This is a genomic window from Chryseobacterium sp. Y16C (genome assembly GCF_022488405.1).
GTDB classification, from domain to species: Bacteria; Bacteroidota; Bacteroidia; order Flavobacteriales; family Weeksellaceae; genus Chryseobacterium; species Chryseobacterium geocarposphaerae.
Genome location: NZ_CP092711.1, coordinates 259561 through 282142, shown reverse-complemented (window position 1 = coordinate 282142; position 22582 = coordinate 259561). Strand labels below are relative to the sequence as shown.

The 22582-nt window shown below is 39.8% G+C and carries 12 protein-coding genes; all 12 read right to left on the bottom strand.

Annotation, left to right across the window (positions count from 1 at the left end; translation table 11 throughout):
* Window positions 1-25: 25 nt before the first annotated feature.
* The 12 genes from MKS83_RS01160 to MKS83_RS01105 all read right to left on the bottom strand — a co-directional run bounded on the left by MKS83_RS01160 (window position 26) and on the right by MKS83_RS01105 (window position 22537).
* Window positions 26-1753: a sodium:solute symporter family transporter gene (locus MKS83_RS01160; protein ID WP_240581611.1), complete on the bottom strand. Its 1728-nt coding sequence runs from the start codon at window positions 1751-1753 to the stop codon at window positions 26-28.
* Between the two features lie 3 nt (window positions 1754-1756).
* A complete protein-coding gene (locus tag MKS83_RS01155; protein ID WP_240581610.1) occupies window positions 1757-2917 on the bottom strand; it encodes an aldose epimerase family protein in 1161 nt (386 codons plus the stop codon).
* A gap of 20 nt (window positions 2918-2937) precedes the next feature.
* Window positions 2938-4434: an L-arabinose isomerase gene (gene araA / locus MKS83_RS01150; RefSeq protein WP_240581609.1), complete on the bottom strand. Its 1497-nt coding sequence runs from the start codon at window positions 4432-4434 to the stop codon at window positions 2938-2940.
* 131 nt (window positions 4435-4565) lie between these two features.
* Complete coding sequence (locus MKS83_RS01145) at window positions 4566-5264, bottom strand: L-ribulose-5-phosphate 4-epimerase (protein WP_240583219.1); 699 nt, start codon at window positions 5262-5264, stop codon at window positions 4566-4568.
* Between the two features lie 343 nt (window positions 5265-5607).
* Window positions 5608-7305 carry a ribulokinase gene (locus MKS83_RS01140; RefSeq protein WP_240581608.1) on the bottom strand — a complete coding sequence of 566 codons (1698 nt, stop codon included), beginning with the start codon at window positions 7303-7305 and terminating at the stop codon, window positions 5608-5610.
* A gap of 219 nt (window positions 7306-7524) precedes the next feature.
* Window positions 7525-9507, bottom strand: a complete 1983-nt coding sequence (locus MKS83_RS01135; protein WP_240581607.1) for an alpha-L-arabinofuranosidase C-terminal domain-containing protein — start codon at window positions 9505-9507, stop codon at window positions 7525-7527.
* 101 nt (window positions 9508-9608) lie between these two features.
* The gene (locus MKS83_RS01130) at window positions 9609-12236 is read right to left on the bottom strand and encodes a glycoside hydrolase family 3 C-terminal domain-containing protein (RefSeq protein WP_240581606.1); all 2628 of its coding nucleotides are present in this window, start codon (window positions 12234-12236) and stop codon (window positions 9609-9611) included.
* Window positions 12237-12422: 186 nt separating this feature from the next.
* Window positions 12423-15167 carry a T9SS type A sorting domain-containing protein gene (locus tag MKS83_RS01125; RefSeq protein WP_240581605.1) on the bottom strand — a complete coding sequence of 915 codons (2745 nt, stop codon included), beginning with the start codon at window positions 15165-15167 and terminating at the stop codon, window positions 12423-12425.
* A 258-nt stretch (window positions 15168-15425) separates the two neighbouring features.
* Window positions 15426-17948: a glycosyl hydrolase 115 family protein gene (locus tag MKS83_RS01120; protein WP_240581604.1), complete on the bottom strand. Its 2523-nt coding sequence runs from the start codon at window positions 17946-17948 to the stop codon at window positions 15426-15428.
* A gap of 17 nt (window positions 17949-17965) precedes the next feature.
* On the bottom strand, window positions 17966-19186 hold the full coding sequence (locus MKS83_RS01115; protein ID WP_240581603.1) for an SGNH/GDSL hydrolase family protein: 1221 nt from the start codon (window positions 19184-19186) through the stop codon (window positions 17966-17968).
* A gap of 37 nt (window positions 19187-19223) precedes the next feature.
* Window positions 19224-21167 (bottom strand): glycoside hydrolase family 97 protein, encoded by a 1944-nt coding sequence (locus MKS83_RS01110; protein ID WP_240581602.1) that lies wholly within the window; start codon window positions 21165-21167, stop codon window positions 19224-19226.
* A gap of 2 nt (window positions 21168-21169) precedes the next feature.
* Window positions 21170-22537, bottom strand: a complete 1368-nt coding sequence (locus tag MKS83_RS01105; protein ID WP_240581601.1) for a glycoside hydrolase family 43 protein — start codon at window positions 22535-22537, stop codon at window positions 21170-21172.
* Window positions 22538-22582 lie beyond the last annotated feature (45 nt).

Below are 22582 nucleotides of genomic sequence, written 5' to 3'. Positions count from 1 at the left end.
CTGTCTTATTTCATTATTTTTAAATTTACCAGAATCTCACGTAAAGTGCTGTTAATAAAAGTAATGTTACAACAATTAAAACCAATGTTCTGTTGTCCACTTTGAACATTGATGCATCTATTGCAAATGCTTTCGGGTTCACTTTCGGACCGGCAAGACTTATCCCAACCATCGTCAGAACCGTGAAGAAGAATGACCAACCCATATTAATCAAAAACGGAATTTCGGTAATCGTGTGAACTACGCCGTTTTCCAGTTTTTCATAAGTGAAAGCTGTGTACAACCAAGTTTCTTTCCCGAAAATATCCACAGCAAAACTGTTGAAGAAAATCGCCAGAACGAATCCTAAAATTACGCCTACCAAAGCTGCAGTTCCGGTTGTTCGTTTCCAGAACATTCCTAAAAGGAACATCGCAAAAACACCCGGACTGATAAATCCTGTATATTTCTGAATAAAGGTAAATCCACCTTCACCACCAATTCCCAAAGCATCTGTCCAAGTAAATGCCAAAGCCACAAACATTGCAATGATAATTGCCCATCTTCCGGTTCTTACCATCTGGATTTCCGTTGCATCAGCCTTCAAATATTTTTTATAAATGTCTAATGTGAAAATCGTTGAGATACTGTTCACTTTCCCTGCCAAAGAAGCAACAATTGCCGCCGTCAAAGCCGCTACAGCAAGACCTTTCAGACCAACCGGCAAAAATCCTAATATTGCAGAATATGCTCCGTCTTTCACTCCGTTAAAGCCAGGTAAGTGACCTTTTGTATACAAAACGTAAGCTGCAATTCCTGGAAGCATAACGATAATCGGCATAAATAATTTAAGGAATCCTGCGAATAAAATCCCGGTTCTTGCCGTCTTCAAATCAGCTCCCAGAGCTCTTTGCGTGATGTACTGGTTACAACCCCAATAATTTAAATTAACAATCCACTGTCCTGCAAAGTACATTGCCAATCCCGGAAGGACAACATATTTCTGAACATCTAGATTTTCAGGCATTGCTAAAGTTGTCGTTGTTTTAACCGGTTTTTCAAGCATTAATTTGAAATGTTGCGGAGCTTCGTTCATCAAGGTCTGAAAACCTGCGAAAGCATTTCCTACAGCCACTCCGTTGATTCTCTGGTCAACAATCTGAAGCGCCATATAAACCGTAGCAAAACCTCCGATAATCAAAACCGCCACCTGAATTACGTCGGTGTAACCGATTACTTTCATACCGCCAAGACCGATTAATAAAGCCATTAGAAGCAATCCAATCATAATGATATGAAGATGACCGCCACCCAATAAAGTATCGATTGCCAAAGCACCCAAATAAAGAATGGAAGTCAGGTTGACAATCACATATAAAAACAGCCAGAACACCGCCATAATCAGGGAAACCGATTTGTTGTAACGGGTTTCCAAAAACTGTGGCATTGTGTAAATTTTGTTTTTAAGATAAATCGGTATGAACCAAATGGCAATAATGATGAGCGCCAATGCAGCAATCCATTCGTAAGCTGCCACCGCTACCCCCACGAAAAATCCTTCGCCGGACATCCCGATGAACTGTTCCGCTGAGATGTTGGATGCAATTAAACTCGCTCCAATCGCCCACCAAGTGAGTGAACCTTCCGCCAGGAAATAATCTTTACTGCCTGTTGCCGCAGATTTTTTTTTGTTATAAATCCAGATTCCGTAACCGGCTACCACCACAAAATAAATTAGAAATATGATGATATCAATAGTTGCTAAATTTCCCATACTTTATTGTTTAACTGAGAATTTGTAAATTGTTTTCGACTGGTATTTCTGTCCCGGCTTCAACTCCGTAGAAGGGAAAGAAGCCTGGTTTGGAGAATCCGGAAAATGCTGGGTTTCCAGACAAAAACCTGTTCTGAATTCATTTTTACCGCCGGTTTTGGTATCGAATTTTCCATCCAAAAAGTTTCCTGAATAGAACTGAACGCCCGGTTCATCGGTCAAAACTTCCATTACTCTCCCCGATTCCGGGTGGTAAACTTTGGCAATGCTTCTCAATCCGCTTCCGTTCAGAATCCAGTTGTGGTCGTAGCCTTTTCCTTTTTTCAGTTGGTCGTCATCTGCATTGATATCTTTTCCAATTGCTTTTGAAGCTGTGAAATCGAATGCACTTCCCTTCACCGCTTTTTGCTCACCTGTAGGAATTAGAGTTTCATTAACTGGTGTAAATTTATCCGCATTAATCTGCAATTCATGGTCAAGAATTGTTTTTGAGAAATTCCCAGAAAGATTGAAATACGAATGTTGAGTTAAATTCACAACCGTCGGTTTATCGGTTTCCGCTTCGTAAGAAATTTCAAGCGCGTTGTCGTCCGTCAAAGTATACAAAACGGTTGTGGTTAATTTTCCAGGATAGCCTTCTTCACCGTCTGCGCTGGTGTAAGTTAGTTTCAAAGTCGGGAATTTTGCATCTTTTACAGGCTCAATATTCCAGAATTTGGTGTGGAATCCTTCTTTTCCTCCGTGAAGACTGTTTGGCCCGTCGTTTTTGTCGATGTCATACGATTTGCCTTCCAAAGTGAATTTGGCGTTGGCAATCCTGTTTCCGTAACGGCCAATCAATGCTCCGAAATAATATGGATTTCCGTTGAAATAATCTTCAGGCTTTGTAAATCCTAAAACGACATCTTCGTATTTTCCGTTTTTATCGGGAGCGGTAAGTGAAGTGATAATTCCACCGAAGTTAATGACTTCCAGCTTCATCCCGTTTTTATTGGTCAAAGTATATTTTTTGATGGAATCGCCTTTTGACGTGACTCCGTAATCTGAAACCTGTATGTTTTCCATTGTTTCCGGTTGAGTTTTTGATTGATTTTCTTTTTTATTGCACCCGAAAATACATAAAACGGCAAAAAGAATTATCAGGTTGATACTTGTTTTTCTCATTTTTTAGAAGTTTTGCAAGTTTAACGATAATATATTTCATTCCAGCGAAGTGTGTTCTTAAAATCACGGATTTTCGTATCTTCATCAATAACAAGCGATTCAATCCCTGCAATCTCCGCAAAATCTTCCAATTGTTCTACGCTGATATTCTCACTATAACACGTGTGATGCGCACCACCTGCCAAAATCCAGGCTTCAGCTGCAGTATACAGGTCAGGAAGCGGTTTCCAAAGAACTCTAGCAACAGGAAGTTTTGGCAATTCTTCGGTAATTTCCAACGCTCTTGTTTTGTTGATTAACAGTCTGAAATGATTTCCGAAATCCATCAAAGCGGCATTTAAAGAATCGATATTTCCTCTCGAATTGAAAACCAGACGAACCGGGTCAGCTTTTCCGCCAATCCCCAATGGATGAATTTCACAAGAAGGTTTGTCAATCGCCAAAACAGGGTCAACTTCCAACATATGTGAACCTAAAATTGAAGGATTGGAAGGATTCAAATGATAAGTATAGTCTTCCATAAAGGCATTTCCGCCTTCAAGGCCTTGTCCCATTGTTTTCATTGCACGAACCAAAGCGGCAGTTTTCCAATCGCCTTCTCCAGCAAATCCATACCCTTTTTCCATCAATCTCTGAACAGCAATTCCAGGCAATTGTTCCAAACCGTGAAGGTCTTCGAAAGTATCGGAAAAACCTTTGAAATTTCCGTCTTTCAGGAATTTTTCCAAACCTAATTCAATTCTTGCGGCAACTTCCAGAGATTTTCTGTTTGAACCTCCGGAAAGAAGGGATTCTGCCATTTTGTATGAAGCCTCATATTCTTCAATTAAGGTTTTGATTTCGCCATCGCCAATCGAATTGACAACGCTTACCAAATCCCCGATTCCCCAAGTGTTTACCGAAAATCCAAATTTGGTTTCCGCTTCTACTTTATCTCCGTCGGTAACGGCTACAAATCTCATATTATCACCAAAACGGACGAACTTCGCACCTTGCCAATCATCCCAACCTGCAGCAACTCTACTCCATTCTCCAATCTGTTTCTGAACTCTTTCTTCCGCCCAATGTCCTACGACCACTTTTCTGTTTTTGCGCAGACGGCTTACCATAAATCCGAATTCACGGTCGCCGTGCGCTGCCTGATTAAGGTTCATAAAGTCCATATCCATCGTCGCCCAAGGAATATCCTGATTGAACTGCGTGTGAAGATGCAACATTGGCTTTTGTAAAGCGGTCAGTCCACGAATCCACATTTTTGCGGGTGAAAACGTGTGCATCCAGGTTACGATTCCGATGCAGTCTTTTGCAAAGTTGGCGGCTGTAAGTGTTTCAAAGATTTCTTCCGTGGTTTTCACGGTTGGCTTCAAAACGACTTTTACAGGAATTTGTGATGAAGCATTGAACGCTTCTACGATTTTTGCTGAATGTTCCGCAACCTGCGCTAATGTTTCAGGGCCGTATAAATGCTGGCTTCCGGTGATGAACCAGATTTCTTTCGTATTGAGAGGTGTTAACATATTTTTAGTTGATTGTTGATAGTCTTTATTATTTTGTTTTGTCATTCCGAGGAACGAGGAATCTCTGTTGATAATTGAGATTCTTCATTACACTACGTTTCGTTCAGAATGACAGACTTTATTTAATTCTATTATTGTCCGTAATAGGCGTTTTTGCCGTGTTTCCGTTCGTAATGTTTTTTGATTAATGAATCTTTCAAACGTGGCGCATTCGGATTAATTTGCCTTGTGAGATAAGCCATCTCGGCGATAGTTTCTAGAACTTTGCTATTGTAAACGGCTTTTTCAGCATTTTTTCCCCAGGTGAACGGCCCGTGATTTCCGATGAGTACCATTTCTACTTCTTCGTAAGACAAGTTCTTTTCTTTAAAGCAATCCAGAATCTGGATTCCGGTGTTGTATTCGTAATTGCCCTCGATTAAATCATCGTGCATCGGCGGTGCGCAAGGAATATCTGTTGTCAGATGGTCTGCGTGGGTCGTTCCGAAAATCGGAATATCCAGTTGTGCCTGTGCCCAAGCTACGGAATAAATAGCGTGTGTATGTGAGATTCCGCCGATGTTTTCCCAGTTTTTATAAAGATAAGCGTGGGTTTTGGTATCGGAAGATGGTCTTAAATTTCCTTCCACCACATTGGCATCGTAATCTAAAATCACGATGTCTTCCGGTTTTAATAATTCGTAAGGAACACCACTCGGTTTGATGGCAAATATTCCTTTGTCACGGTCAACCGCGCTTACGTTTCCGAATGTGTAAACGACCAGCTTCAATGCATCGAGCTGCATATTGGCTTCGTAACATTCTCGTTTTAATTCTTTATAGATGCTCATTTTATTTGCATATTTTTTGAAAATCTGTTTTTTCATCCATAGGTTTCACCTACGGCTATTCATATTGAACCCTTCGGGTTCTCTCCTACGAATCAATCGCAGCCCGGCTTGAGCGGAGCTCTTTTTGTGTAGCATAGCGGAACAAAAAAGCGGGAGCGGAAGACAGATTAAGCTGCCATAATAATTTTAGTTATTGGTTGATAGTTGTTGGTTGATGGTTTTTAAATGATTGTAATTATTTAACAGGGCGCCTCTACGAAGCTCTCTTTGTGATGATAATATGTACATATTTACTATTAACAGGGCGCTCCTAACGGAGCTTTTCTGCTTTAACTTCTATCAACTATAAACTCTCAGCCGTCAACTTTTTCTTAGACTTGATATTATTTTCTGTAAAATCTGCGAGAATCTGATATTGTTTCATAAATTCTGCATATTTTTCTACCTTTTCAGCTTGTGGGAAATATTCTGCTTCGAAATCGGAACCCATTTTTTGGCTTGCTTCCTGAACAGTCGGATAAATTCCAGCCGCAACAGCCGCATAAATGGCTGCACCCAAAGCCGGAGCCTGGTCTGAAGCTGCAACAACAATCGGCATATTAAGAACGTTGGCCAACGTCTGCATAATGAAAGGGGATTTTCTGGCAACGCCACCAATTCCTATTAGTTTTTCGATTTTTACGCCTTCTTCTTCGAAACGGTCGACGATTTTTTTGGCTCCAAAGCAAATCGCATTCACCAAAGCTTTGAAAATATGTGGTGCTTTTGTTCCCAATGAAAGGTTGCTGATCGCCATTTTCAGTTCCTGATTGGCATCAGGTGTTCTTCGTCCGTTAATCCAATCCAAGGCAACCGGAACTACCTCTGAAAGTGGAATTTTTTCCGCTTCCAAAGTGAGATTGCGAATAAGATTGTTCTCTATTTCTTCTTTTAGCAACTGTTTTTGATTTTCGTCAATGACATTGGAATTCATCACAATATGGTGTGTCGGCCAAGTCAGAATATCTTTGTACCACGCCAAAACATCACCAAATGCAGATTGCCCCGCTTCTAATCCCATCAATCCCGGAATCACGGAACCATCGACCTGTCCGCAGATTCCTTTAACTGTTTTGTCGCCAATGATTTCGTTGGGAGCCACCATAATATCGCAAGTTGACGTTCCCATAATTCTGATCAGCGTATTTTCCTCCACTTTTGCACCAACCGCTCCGGAATGAGCATCGAAAGTTCCGACAGCAATTACCGTATTGGCCGTCAAGCCTAATTTTGTTGCCCATTCTTCATTCAGATTTCCGGCAATTTCATCAGATGTGTAGGTTTTATCGTACAGTCTGTCACGAAGTTCTGCCAGTGAAGGATCCAGCTGACCGAGAAACTCTTTGGAAGGAAGTCCATCCCACGACTCGTGCCACATTGCTTTGTGACCGGCTGCACAACGGCTCCTTTTAAATGTTGCCAAACTCTGGTTGTCGGAAAGTAAAAATGTGAGGTAATCGCAATGTTCCATCCAGCTGTACGCCGCATTTTTCACCGCTTCATCTTCTCTGTTGATGTGAAGAATTTTTGCCCAAAACCATTCGGAAGAATAGATTCCGCCTTCAAATTTTGTATAATCTTCGCCGCCCCAGTTTCTTGCCAGATGATTGATTTCTTCGGCTTCATCAATGGAAGTATGGTCTTTCCACAACACCATCATTGCATTGGGATTTTCTGAAAATTCAGGCAAAAGTGACAAGGCAATTCCATCCTTATTCACGGGAAGCGGTGACGAACCTGTCGTATCTATACAAATGCTGACGATATTTTCCGGCGCAACACCACTTTCCTTGACAACGGTTGAAATGGTTTTTTCCAAACCTTCGATGTGGTCGAGTGGATGCTGACGAAATTGGTTTTCTTCCGGCTTGCAGAACTTTCCTTCTTTCCATCTTTGGTAATAGCTTACGGAAGTTGCCAGTTCTGCCCCGTTTTCCGTATCAATCAAAACGGCCCGAACAGAGTCTGTTCCGTAGTCTAAGCCGATAACGTACTTTTTCATTAACGAAAGTGATTTATTTTGATTATTGTTTTTAGCTCTTTTTAAAATAACCGATGCAATGGATTACATTCTACAAAAATTTTTCATTAAGTTTTCATTTACCTTAAAGAATTCTCCGGTTTTTAGTTTAAGAGTTAAAACAAATATAAGATTCTATTTTAAATAAATGTAATATTTACACTTAATTTTAAATTATCCTTTATTTATGGTATTTTGAAGCTATTTTATTTTCAAAATAACTAAAGAATTTGCCGGAATTTCAACAGAAATCTTTCCTTTTTTAATGGCCTGCGTTTCTTCTTTTGGTGTAATGGCTTCTGATTGGAAATTATTTTCATCGGAAAGTCCCGCAGAAGTCAGTACAATTTTGGTGAATTGACTGCCCATTTTACTATTTTCCGGATTGATTTCAACTGAGGTTTCCTGAGGATCAGCATTAACAATTTTAATGATGGTTTCTCCTTTTTTAAGATCACGAACCGCCGATGCATAGAGATTGTTCTCGCCTTTCAACGGTTTTCCGTTTTCGGAGATTTTAATTAAATCTGTTCCTTTGTTGTTGGAGAATAATTTCTGAACGTAATAATTGGGAGTAGCGTAAGATTTTAAATTATTGAACCAAATCAAATCCGGTGTCCATTGCCAACCTTCTGCGTGGGCGAAAAGCGGTGCGTAGGAAGTCATTGTCACAACATCTGCATTGCGTTCCAGTCCGGTCATAAAAGCGGCTTCCGAAAGTGCGGTAAGCCAGTTATTTTTATTATCAGGTTTTACAACGCCAACCGATTGTGCGGCATATTCTCCGGCAAAAACTTTTGGTCCTCTTCTATCGTATTTATCATATCTATCCGCATTTTTTAAGAACCATTCAGGAGAATTGTAGTAATGTTCGTCCACAATCTGAGCATTCAGTTTTTTAAGTTCTTTCCAGCCGTAATCGAAAAATTCGCCATCGGGAGACGGCCCGCTTCCGGAAATGATTTTGATATCGGGATATTTGGCGTGAATCGCTTTTTCAAAAACTTTGTAGCGTTCAATATAATCCGCTCCCCACTGTTCATTTCCAACGCCGATGAATTTCATATTAAAAGGTTTCGAATGTCCCATTTCTGTACGGATCTTTCCCCATTTCGTGGTGGAATCACCGTTTGCAAATTCAATCAAATCCAAAGCATCCTGAATGTAAGGGTCTAAATCCTCTATTTTTACAAGTTCGGCAGTATTGAACTGACAGGCCATTCCGCAGCTTAAAATAGGAAGCGGTTCTGCACCTAAATCTTCCGCCAACTGAAAATATTCAAAAAAACCAAGCCCGAAAGATTGCCAGTAATCCGGCGTGAGACGATGGGCGAATCCGTTGTTCCATTTATTGATAAGATTTTCGCGGTCTTCTACTTTACCAATTGTTTTTTTCCACTGATAACGTTCCGCCAAGGTTCTTCCTTCGACAATACAACCGCCCGGAAAACGTAAAAATCCCGGCTGCAAATCGTATAATTTTTGAACCAGATCTTTTCTTAAGCCACCCTTCCGGTTTTTCCAGGTGTCTTGCGGAAACAGTGAAATCATATCCATATTCACAACACCTTTTCCGGTGAAAGTGATTTGAAGCTTTGCTTTTTCAACAGTTTTGGAAGGTGAGAAAACAGCATTGTATTTTTGCCAGCCTCCGCCTTTGATGATTGTAGAAACTGAAGAAATCACCGTTCCATTTTCATCAATCAAACTTGTATTGATGGCAGAAATATTGCCTGAAATGTTTTCTAAATTGAAACTTAAGTCATATTTCTCCCCTTGATGCAAACCAATTCCTCTGAAACCTTTATTTTCCAACGAATAGTTTTTATCATTCCAAACCGTGATTCTTGCGTAGTTTTTATTGGTTTTAGATTTGTCAGTTATAATTGTTAAAAAACCGGAATCCAAGTTTGGAGACAATGTTTTTGTGTTGGGTTGTTTCCAGCCTGTTAAAGGCTCATCAAACTCAAAACTGCGGTTTTTAATTAATTCAGCATATAATCCGCCATCTGCCGCAAAGTTGATGTCCTCGAAGAATATTCCATACATCGTCGGCTGAATTTTGATGTTGGTAGAAGTTCCATCCAAATCAAGGAAATGGGTTTTGATAGTTTTATTTTGGGCTGAAAAAAATGCAACACTTAGCGAAATAGCGGCTGTGAATATTTTGGTTTTTGTTTTCATTGATTGGTTTTTATCGCAGAGACACTTCGACTGCGCTCAGTGTGACATCTCTAATACTATATTTTTAAACTGACTTTAATATAAATTTTAATTGTAAGAGTTTAATTTACTTTCAATTGAAGACTTTTCAATCCTGATTCATCAGAAGTTCCGCCGTAGAAAATCGTGTAATCCCCTGCTTTCGGAGCCAAATCATCTATTTTTTCATCATAAAATTTAAATGAATCTTTAGAAATCGTTAATTGAATATTTTTTGTTTCCTTAGATTTAATTAAAGCCCTTTCAAAAGCTCTCAAAGTCTTTACTGGTGCCGAAGCATCATTATTTCTTTTCACATAAACCTGAATCACTTCCTCTCCATCTCTTTCCGAATTATTGGTAACTGGAACTGTAATCGTCAGATTTTCATTAGCATTGATAGTGTTTTTGTTCAGTTTAGCATTTCCGTAAACAAATTTTGAATAACTCAACCCGTGACCGAAAGCGTACAACGGTTTTTCAGTCATATAACGGTAGGTTCTTCCGATCATATCGTAATTTTCAAAACCCTGATGTTTGCTGGTTTTAGATAAATTATTGTCAAGCTGTTCCAGATTTTTATAGAATGTAATCGGTAATCTTCCGGATGGATTGTAATCTCCCGCCAAAACGTCTGCAACGGCAGTTCCGCCGGATTGTCCGCCATACCAAGCGCTAATTAACGCATCATAATTTTTTTCATCCTGCGCTAAACCTAATGAACTTCCTGTACAAAGTACAAAAACGACAGGTTTTCCTGTTTTTCTTAGTTCAGCCAGCAATTCGCGTTGAACTTTAGGAAGGTCGATAGACGTTTTATCGCCGCCTTTGAAACCTTCTGCATTCACCATCATTTCTTCGCCTTCCAGACTTGGAGAAAGTCCGCCCGCGAAGACAATGACGTCCGCATCTTTCACTTTTTCCTTTACTGCAGCAAAATTGACAGGGTCTTTTCTGTACACATCGAATGTGATGCTTACATATTTCCCTTTTTGGGTGTGACGTAATTCAATGTTATACTCTTTCCCTTTTTCCATTTTTACAGGAAATTCTGAAGGATGTCTTGCGTCGGGACCTTTTCTGGTGGCAATTTCTTTTCCGTCAACAAAAAGTGTGTAAATATCGGATGTTGATGGCGAAAGAATCACATCACCCGTGTAAGGACTTTTGAAAACGCCTGAAATAATCGCCGAGGTATTTTCTCTTCCGACATTCGGGGCAAGCTGAGTCCCGCCAAAACTGTTGTAGTTGATTCCAGCTTTATTGACTGAAATATTGGCAGGAGTTCCCTTGAATTCATTATTGTTGAAAAACGTTACTTTCATTCCTTTTTCGCCGTTTTTCTGGCTTAAAAAGTTTTGGTAAAGCGAAGTTCTGGAAGATGGATCGGCAACTTCAGTTCCTTTTTCATAAATGATTTTTGCGTTTGGAAATTTGGTTTTGATACCGTCCAAAATCGTTACAATGGAAGAAGGTGTTCCGTTATAATTTCCCAACTGCATCAATCCGTCATCAGCGTTTGGACCGACAACGGCGATTTTTTTGATGTTTTTATTTAAAGGCAAAATATTATTCTCATTTTTCATCAGCACAATTGATTTTTGTGCCATTTTTAAAGCCTGTTTTTTATGCTCTTCAGAATCCACAACTGAATATGGAATTGAATTCCAGTGAACGGAAGATTTCGGATCCAGCATTCCCAATTCAAACCAGCCTTTCAGAATTCTTCGCATCGAAATATCGAGGTCTTTTTCTGTGATTAAACCGCTTGCGAGAGATTTGTTTAAATTATTATATGTATCGCCACACTCTAAATCTGTCGAATGTTTCAGAGCATCTGCGGCGGTACTTTTTTCATCAGGATGTGTTCCGTGGTACTGTTTCTGGTAGAAGTCTGCCAAAGCCCAGCAATCAGAAACAACCATTCCATCGTAGTTCCATTTTCCGCGAAGAATTTCAGTTAATAAAGTATTGTTAGCACAGCAAGGCTGCCCGTCGAATGCATTATACGCACACATCACTTCCCTTACATTTCCTTCCAAAACCAGTGCTTTGAAAGCCGGAAGATAAGTTTCGTACAAATCTCTTTTGGAAACTTCGGCGTTGTAAGAATGACGGTTCCATTCCGGACCGCTGTGAACGGCGAAGTGTTTGGCGCAGGCGTGGGTTTTGAAATATTTCGGATCATTTCCCTGTAAACCTTTTACGGCAGCAACACCCAAAACGGAAGTCAGATACGGGTCTTCGCCATAAGTTTCCTGGCCTCTTCCCCATCTGGGGTCACGGAAGATATTGATGTTCGGTGTCCAAAATGTAAGTCCTTCGTAACGACCTGTTTTCTGGGATTCGTCAAACGATTTGTTGTATTTTGCTCTGGCTTCGTCGGAAATCATTTCAAAAGTTTTGAGATGTTCCGGAACATCCCAGCTTGCCGCCATTCCGATGGCTTGAGGAAAAACCGTTGCTGTTCCCGCTCTCGCGACGCCGTGAAGTGCCTCGTTCCACCAGCCGTAACCGGGAATATCCAACCTGGGAACGGCTTTAGAATTATCCATCATCATTCCGATTTTTTCATCCACCGTTAATAATCCGAGTAGATTTTCGATTCTTTGTTCGACTGGAAGTTTGGGATTTTGGAAGAGATATTTGAAAGTTTGTGCGGAAGAGACTACACAAATTAGTATTGACAGAGAGAAAAAGAGTTTTTTCATGCGATAAAATTTTTAAATCATTTTATTGTCGAACCACTATAAAATGATATTTCAATTCGGTAAAAGCAAATATATCATAATATAACTAATAAATGTATAATTAACACTTAATTTATTTAATTTTTTCTAGCTAAAAAGCCACCAGAAAAATCTGATGGCTTAATCTGTTGATGAAAAATCAAATCTTTATTTTTTGATTAATTTATGCACAGATGTATTTCCTGCAACCGTTACTTCTACGAAATACAGACCTGAAGGCAGATTTGATGCTTCAATTCTGTTTTTTCCTGAAGAAATCTCCCTCTTCGAAATAACCACACTTCCTTTCGCATCGTAAATTGTGTAGAAGGCATTACCTTTTTTAAGATCAATGAAAAACTCAGTCTTAACAGGATTTGGATATACCTGTACCTCATCAGCAGTAAGTGCAGATTCTGAGGTGGCCAAAGTAGCAAAACTCAGCGGTAAAAATGCTGCAGTATAAGGATTTCCTTCTGTAATATATCCCTGAAAAGGATCAATCATCGGTTCGCTCCCTGCAACCACTTTGTAAAATCCGGTCACGTTGTTTTCTGTTTTTAAAACATACGCCCCTGCATAAACTTTAATTTGGTGATAAACGCCATTCACCTGGTTTACTGTAATCGCTTTTGGTGTTGATACAGATCCGGTTCCTGTGAAAGTGACCGTTCCTGTCGCTGCGATTAACACCGGAGTATTGGCCGGAATCATTCCTGTTATCGGTGTACATGCCACATTGCCTGAGCCGGGAATCATCGTGTAAGCCGTTACATTCGCCGGAACTGCTGCCTGAAATGGCAACAAAACAACTCCGTAGCCGTTGAAGTTTCTGGTGTAGGTTGCCGAAGACGCCGTAAAATCAAATGGAACCTGGAAATCTTTGCCCTGATCTGAAAGCGTCAGTGTCGTGCAGTTTGTTCCTGAAATAACATTGGTATTGGTATTTGCCACACTGTTGTTAACATAAAAAATACTGTTCTTGTTCTCAGAACCAGCGATCCAGCTTGAAGTTGGAGTGATGCCGGTTGCCGTACGGAAATCCAATGAAGTATACTGGTTGTTTTCCATCGCATCTAAAAGACTGCTGTCTGTCTCAGTATATGCTCCGGTAAATTTTGCCGCTCTTTCGTTTCCGACATTAAAATACACATCACCCAGGTTTAAGGTTAAGATCGAACTGTAATTTCCACTTCTTAAACCTAAAATCCCTTTACAACCGAATGGAAGTGTTCCCCTCGAAAGATCAAAAACCAGATTAAAGCTTCCGGATCCGGGTGCTGGCAAATTCACACTTCCATAATTGTAATTTCTTACCACATTATCATTATCAACATAATACAATGTGGTATTTGATGATGACTGACCAAGCGTTGTCGTATAACTTAAAACATTTAAAACTAACTTATTATAACGGTCATTCAAAGCAATATATCCGTTTGATGCCGTCATATTCTGACTGAAAAGCGGTGTTGAATTGTAAAATGTCACTGTCTGCCCTGAAATCTGATATGCTGTACCAAATGCTGGATTTGTTGTCGCTAAAGTTTCAATTTTGTTGTAATGAATTTCAGTTCCGGTCATGTTAGAAACAGGTCGGTCGCCACTTTTTGTAAACACAAAAGTCATTACACTAGACGGTGCCACAGACACCTGCGGTCTAAATGTATCTGTAGTAAAGGTTAGCGGTGTCGACGTCATATTCTGTGTTTGAGAAGTAGTAATGCTGTTTGCAGAATTAGTATAAAAGGGAAGATCAACCTTAAGGTTATAAGTATCTGAAGAAGAATTTATTACCATTAACGTCACCTGATTTCCATCAAGAGAAATATAGGAAGAACCTTCCAGACTGCCTGTTGCCACTTCCCATTTGGTATCAATCCTGTTTTTGTTGGTGGTGGTTTTAGCATATTGAGATAAAATGTAACCGCGTTTGGTCATTTCACCTGCAACAGTTCCGTTTGTTCCATCCCCCATCATTCCATAATATCTTTTGGATGCATAATGTACCCATGCGTTCACATTTCCGAGCATCGCATTATTGACGGCTCTTGCAAAAGAAAAGCCATCAATCGACCAACTGAAATCACGTGCAGGAACACTTGTATTAGAGTTCCAGTTGATGAGATATTCTGTCTGCCAGATCTGTTTATTATTCGCCTGAAACTGCTTGTACACCGACTGCATACTTCCATATTGGTGTCCGCCATAGACTTCAAAATTGGCCATAGTTGCCGTATTTAAAAAGGCGTTGGCAAAATTATCCGTAAAACCAACACTTTCGGGAGCGATGACGTTACAGTTGATTAGCTGGCCGTAATCTCTTACAAAATTTGCGATCTGTGTCGGCGTCCAGATGCAGCCTGCGTATTGCGCCATTTCGTCCGGCTCGTTTTGAATTGAAATATAATCCAGCGCAACGCCATTATTTGCAAGATAGGTTACGAAACTGTTCAAATGCAAAGCGTAATCCTGATAATGTTCCGGTTTCAGATAGCCGATCTGCTGCACACCATTGGCATCCGTAAAAACTGCATTTGAATGATTATTTGTTTTCCAGGCTGCAGGCATTGTCCAGGGACTTGCGAAAACGATCAGCCCCATTGCCTTTGCCTGTTGAGCAGTTGCCAAAACTTGCGGCCAGTCCGCTTGATTTTCAGGAATATATAACCTCAAAATATTGTATCCTGCGTCGGTTGCACCGGTCCCCCAAAGTTTTTGAATCTCTGTCGGAGTCATGTGATTGTATGCAAACTGCGGACTACACACGAAACCACCATAGCCGGTCACTTTTTGATACACAATATTTTTGTCGATTTTTACTTTTGCAGGCAACACTGTCTGTGCAACTGCAAATTGAGTACAGGTGATGCCTACCGCCAGAGCAAGCATCCGGTTTAAAATTTTTCTCATAATGTTCTAGTTTTAATTTTGATAATTTTCAGTAAAGTTTGGATAATACAATCCCATTCAAGACAGTTTATGATTAAAAACCATCAAGAAAATACCCCGAAAAGTTTCAGGCAGCTATCGTAAATAAAGTTATACTACAAGATCCTTAGCTCTTTCCTGTACATTATTTTGTTGAAAAACAATACTTAGAATTCAGAGGTGAAATAGATTAATGTTTCATAGGCAAAACGTAGATTATTATTAATATTCTGCTGATTTTTAGTGAAGAATTTCACTTTCCGGTGCACCCAGATAAGAAGGCTGTAAACCTCCCGTATTGATCAATATTTTTTCCAGTACGATTCCGGGCTCAAGCACTCTGAATCGTAACGTATGTTTTCCAGGTTGAGAAATCTGGTGTTTCGTTATAGACTTAATAATATGTTCGGACTGCCATCTTCCGAGTTCGCCTCTGTAATGACCGTTGAAATTGACAACCTGCGGAGTTTCACCATCAAAGGAAATCTCATAACGCAAACCTTTATTATGATTGAAATTCAAAGTCGGGGCTAATAACAACTGGACTTCAAATTCACCTTTGGATTCAAAATTTATATCATATTCCAGATAGAGATTTTCATCAGATTTTGGATAGGCATTTTGTGGAAAGGTCGTCACGCCGGATTTAGTTTTTCCGAAATCAGGAATCACTTCCCAATGGATTCGGTCTGAATTGTTCATTCTGGCAAAATTTTCCGCTTCAATGGAAACATAACCGCTTTTCTCCTGAAATACTTTCTCTTTCGAAGCATTATCATCATATACATAGGTAACTTCGGGCATTATATTTTCTTTTCCGTCTGCCCAGGTTTTATATCCTATTTTCATCTGATCCATCATATGCTGCCACTTTCCGCCGGCAATTTCATTGTTATATTTATGATCCAAATAAGCATTTCTTTCAAAACATTCTTTTACTCTATCGGCATAATAATTTGCTTTTAGATCATATTTGGCAGCCAATTCCCTGTTTTTGGCAACAGCATAATACATTTCATACAAATTGCTGCACGCATCAATAGGATAAAGAACCAACTGATAATAAGCATCCTGATATTCAGCAGGAATTTGTTCTTTCAAATGCAATGCATCAATAGCCAAAGATCTGTAATCATTTAAAACGGTTTCGAATTCATGATAATTTTCCAGACTGAATGTTTTGCTATTCAGTGTTTCAGGCGTTACACGACGGTTGTATTTCGAATAAAGGTTGATCATTCTTGCAATTTCCTTAGCATATTTTTCACCAAATTGCTGTGCCGCCCATTTTTCAGTGTATTTCAAAAGATTTTTCGAATTGAATTGCTTTGGATTCCAGGCCATTTCCAGGAAAAAGCTGATTGGGAATTCCATCGGTTTCAAATCCCCGACATTGACAACCCAAACCTTGTCCACTTTATGTTCGTAGGAAAGATTCATCTGTTCCCAAACTCTCTGAATCGGACTGATATTAATCCATTTTGAATTTCTCGGTCCGCCTACATAATCGAAGTGGTAATACATACCGTAACCGCCTTTGTGTAAAGGTTTTGAAAGGTCCGGAAGTTTTCTCACATTTCCCCAGTTGTCATCACAGAACAATAAAATTACATCGTCCGGAACGCACATTCCTTTGTCGTAATAATCCTGAACTTCTTTATATAAAGCCCACACCTGAGGTGTTTTCTCTGCTTTTTTGCCTGTTACATCAGTAATAATTTTTCGCTGGTCTTTCACAATTTTTTCAAGTAAAGAAATATTAGTTCCCTCTCCCATGGCTTCGTCGCCGTCGCCGCGCATTCCGACTGTGACTAATTTTTCCCAGTTTTTGCTTCTTTCCAGCCCCAATTTCCAGAATTCCTGCAAAACTTTTTCATTTTTCGAATAATCCCAGACATTCGGAAGATTATTCTTTTTGATGTATCGATGCCAATCGGTTTGAGCCTGAGCCATCGGTTCGTGGTGCGAAGTTCCCATAATGATTCCCATTTCGTTGGCCAAAGGTCCGTTCAAAGGATCATCGTCGTAGAAAGCTTTTCCCCACATTGCAGGCCAGATGTAGTTGCCTTTCATACGAAGAATCAACTCAAAAACTTTTTCATAAAATTTAGAATTGATTCCTCCAAACTTTGCTCTTGCCCAGCCTCCGAGCGAAGGTTCTTCATCATTCAGGAAAATTCCGCGATATTCTACTGCAGGTTCTCCGTCGGTATAAATTCCTTTTTTAAAGTATAGATTTTCTTTTTTCTCAACCGGAACATCCGCCCAATAATACCAAGGTGAAACCCCGATTTGCTGGGACATTTCGTAAATTCCGTAAATTGTTCCGCGTTTGTCGCTTCCTGCAATCACAATCGCTTCGGAAATGCCGGGAAATGGATTGCTGATATTTTGAATGATATATTTTTCATTCTTTCCTTTGATTGAATTTCCATCAATTTTTTTAGCTTTGATTAAAGCATCAATGGTCTTGCTTTTCCCAACTTCACCAATAATGATGAGCATTCCGTTCGCTCCGGAACTTTGGGAAATAAGAGTAGGCTGAACCCCTGTTACTTTTTGAAAATCAGATTGAAGATTCGTAACCGCACGCAGAATTCCTTTATCCGAATCGCTATCCGAAAACAGCATCAAACCTGAATTGTGCTCTTTCAATACCACCGAATTTTCCGTTTTAGCAAAAGAAATAAAAGGATCGGAAGCTTTTACAAAAAGTATAAACAACAACGTAAGAAGTAACGAAATGTTTTTTGTAAAATTCATACTATATCTTTTTTGATTTAATTTTTAAATAAGTTCAGATCGACAAATTCTCCCATTCTCCTGTAGCCTACTTCATTGGGATGAAGGAAATCATGATCGTGCATATTGTTTAAGATGACCTCCGGATTTTCACCTTGCATATGTTTTGCAAAATCGATGACAGCATCATATTTTCCACTGTTCCTGATCCAGTCGTTTACTTTTTTCCAGGCCTCGATACGGAAAGGTTTATCATAAAACGACTTTGCGAAAGGTAGAATTGTTGCTCCGTACACTTTGATTCCGTTAGCATGTGCTTTGTCGATCATTATTTGATAAGCCGCAATCAGTTCATCTGCTCTTTTGGAAGCATCTTCAGCATCTCTTGTTCCTCCCAGGTCATTCACGCCCTCCAGAACGATAAGCCATTTTATCCCCTGCTGATTGAGGATGTTATAATCGAAACGGTCGAGTGCTGTTGGCCCTAAACCACCGCGTACTACACAGTTCCCGCCGATCCCGAAATTAAGGACACTTACATTGCGAGTGTCGGGATTAACCAATAACCGCTGAGAAAGAATATCCGGCCAACGGTTTTGTCTATTGGTTCCCGATCCTCTGCCGTCTGTAATGGAATTTCCCATAATGGCAACCGCATACGAGGGTTTCGCAGTCTTAACATCAATATTAAAAAGCGAATACCAATGATCCGTTTTTACAGGATTTTTAAATGTGGCAACATTGCTTTGCTCACCTTTAACAATAAAAGATGTTGTTCTTGAGCCAGGATGCCCGGTGATGGATTGAGTTACTTTTGTGTAAGAAATCGTAATAGCCAAAAGAGAATTAGATTTCAGATCAAAGTTCAGTTCATCGGAATAAATATCAGCTCCGGGAGCAATTTTAAAATCGTTTTTCTTATCAAACGTTAATGATTTTATGGTGTTTGCGTTCACATTGCAGCTATCGGAAGGCACTGCAATAGAAACGGATTTTACTGCAAGACTATCTGTAGAGTAACGATTGGAAAAGCGCAATCGTACTTTTTCTCCGCCCACAGATACACGGACAATCTGACGAAGAGTATTCCCTGAAAGTCCCGGTTCCGGAGGAAGATTATTAGGTTCCACCAATTGAGGAGCAGTTGCCCATGTGGTGAGCCAACGGTCTTTGGATAATTGCTTTTCCAGACTGCGTGAGGGAGAACAGGAAACCAAAAATCCCGAAATGAAGAAGATATACAAGCTTTTGAAACGCATTTTTTTATATTTTTTTATCTCAAAGGTTTAAAGACCGTTAATTTCTTAAAACAAATCCTCCGTTCGGCTGAATTTCAATATTAAAATCACCCTTCGCATTGAGTTTCACTTCTTTTTCTGACGAATTTCCCTGTGCATCGTCGCTGATTAATTTCACCGTTTTTCCAGCGAACATCGGAAGATTAATTTTCAGTTTTTTAACCGTTTTTTCTGCATTAATTCCTCCAACATACCATTGATTCTGATGTCTTCTGGCAATCACAGAATATTTCCCCGGATATCCGTCGATGAACACCGTTTCGTCCCAAAGCGTCGGAACTTCTTTCATAAAATCGAGCTGGAATTTCGGTGCGTCGCTCAGGTTATTCGGCATTACACCAAACATCTGAACCGGATTTTGAAACAGAACCGCCGTTGCCAACTGGAAACCATCTGTTGTGTATCTTTTATTTTTATCCTTGTTGGATTTTGTTAAATATTTATTGAGGAAAGTCCCGCCAAATTCCATACTTCCGACCGTATTTCTGATGAACGGATGTAAAGTCGCAAAAAAAGCTTCCTGTTTGCGGACATCTTCTGAAAAATACAGCATTTCCGAAGCTAAAACCGCTTCGCTTCCTGCATAATTCGGGTACATTACTTCCCACCCTCTCGGTAAGGTAGCTCCGTGGAAAATGATTTTTAGTCCAAAATCATTGGCATCGGAAAGAATATCTTCATAAAGACGCATCGTTTCCTGCTTGTCTCCTCCGAAAAAGTCGACTTTCAGACCTTTTACACCGATATCTTTCAGCCATTTCATTTCTTTTTTTCGTTCGATGGAAGAGCTCATTTTATTTCTCGGTCCCATCGGAGCGTCATTCGCAGCACCATTGGAATTGTACCAAAGCAATACCCCAACATTTTTGGATTTGGCATACTGAATGAGGTCTTTCATTTTTTCTTTTCCAATATTTTTATCCCAAAGCGCATCAATCAAAATATATTCATAACCCAGTTTTGATGCTAAATCGATAAAGAGACTCTGGTCTTCATAATTCATACTGTTGTCCTGCCACAAAATCCAGCTCCAGGTCGATTTTCCAAAGGTATATTTCTGCGAAGGCTCATACATTGGTTCTACTACATCAAAAGGAATTGTCGTTTCAACAATCGGTCTCAAAGAATCGCCAATCGTAATAGTTCTCCAAGGTGTTTTTCCCGGAAGTGAAATGGCAGCTCCTGTACTTCCGAAACCATTGTTTTCAGCCATATTCGGATAAGCAACCTGATAAAGATTTTTTTCTGAAGTCGTATCCAAATGAGAAGCGCAGTACAAACTGTTTACTCCTGTTTCAGACAATAAAATCCAGCCGTCATTTCCAATATGAAATAGTCCTGGAAAAACGTAACCATAATCGGCTTTTGTTCCTAATTCTGCATCAGCTTTGTAACCGCTTTCGTAGCTTGGAGCGGTTCTGGCAAAACCTGTCATAGGTTTCATCATCGGAGAAAGGAAAGTCGTGGTTTGAGAAGGGAATCTATAACCCGTAATTTCCGATTGTACAACTGCACTCAAACGGTCTTTCATCGGCTGAATCTCATATCTGAATGCGACATTATTATCGCTCACCTGAAATTCAATTCCGATATTGAAGTTATCTGCATTGGTAAAATTGACTGTCAGAGTATTAGCCGCATAACTAACTTGTGATTTTTTGATTTTTTCGTTGGTGTAATTTTTGGAAATTTTATCTTTTTTGCTGTCAATGAATTTTAAATTTTTAGAGAAATCAGATTCATTGGTGATTAAGCCCAGTGGAGATTTATCAAGCATTGTTTTCCCTTGAAAAGTAACATTATAGAGCGCTTTTCCATTTTCCGAAAAGACATTCAGTTTCAATTTTCCGTCAGGACTTGAGATTTCTGCAACCTGTGCAAAAACAGTATTCATAATGAGAATACTAAAGGCGAGTGATAGTTTTAAAAAAAATTTAATCATAATTAATGAGTTTCAAGAAAAGTCCAATAATCGAAAAACATAATATCTTTTGCTGCTTTTCCATTACATACAAAATACACATCGTGAACACCGGTAATTTTTTCCTTAACTTCAGTTTTCACGGTTTCCCAACGGTCGTCTCCGCCGGTCAACGGAACTTTTACCGTGGCAATAACCGGTCCGCTTACACTGTCCAAATGAACGTCCATCGTCACATCGCTGTTGTGTGTCGTTCCAACTCTGGCCGAAAATGCTGATGCTCCTTTTTTGCCAAAATCCACATTTTTCACGCTGGTATAAGCACCGCTTTTTTTAGCTTTAACAAAGACGCCTGCTTCTTTGTTCTGATAAGATTTCACATTTTCAGACCACGCAATCATTTCTGCCTGATTAAAAGCATAAGGATTGACGGTTGCAATAGCTTTGGTAATTCCATTGGTCATCTTGATGGGTGAAATAGAACCGTCTTTATTAAAATTAAGTTCTTCCACACTCACCGACCTTGTGAAACCGCTTCCTCCCGGCAAAGCACCGTTGTGATAAAAGAAATAGGATTTTCCTCTGAAATCGACAATTCCGGGATGATTGGTGAAAGATTTTCCTTCGGTTGGCATTACGATTCCGCCGTATTTCCACGGTCCCTGTGCACTTTTACTGGTGGAATATCCAATGAATTCAGGAAGCGGACCGCCCGGCCAGAACAGATAATAGAGATTTTTTCTTTTGTACAGCCAAGGTCCTTCCTCGTATTTTGTAGGTCTTTCCGGGTTTTCTTTTCCGTCCCTTTTTCCGAAAGATTCTGCTGTCATTGGCACTTCCACAATATCGCCGGAATAGGAAATCATATCCTGATTGAGCTTAACCATTTTAAGTTTAGGATTTCCCCAATACATATAGACCTGACCGTCGTCATCAATAAAAACCGTCGGATCAATATCGCCCCATTCGCTCTGTACCAATGGTTTTCCAAGCGGATCGTGGAATGGTCCAAACGGACTGTCACCCACCGCAACACCAATTGCTCCTTTGTTGTTGGTTTTGGACCACATCGGAACATACATAAAAAATTTGCCGTTTCTTTCCACGCATTGCGCTGCCCAGGCATCGCGTTTTGCCCAGTCAAAATCTTTATAGCTCAGAATGCTTCCGTGGTCGGTCCAGTTCACCATATCGTTGGTGGAATAGACCTTCCAGTCGTTCATCACAAACCAGGTGGAATCATCCTCATCGTGAGTGGTGTAGACATAAAGCCTGTCGTTATACACCATCGGTGCAGGGTCTGCCGTATAATTGGTCTGAATAATGGGATTCTGAGAAAATAATATTCCCGAATATGCTATTAAACAGAGATTGAGTATTGTTTTTTTCATATTTAATTTTTTGATTTTGAACACTAAGTGCGCAAAGTTTTTTTA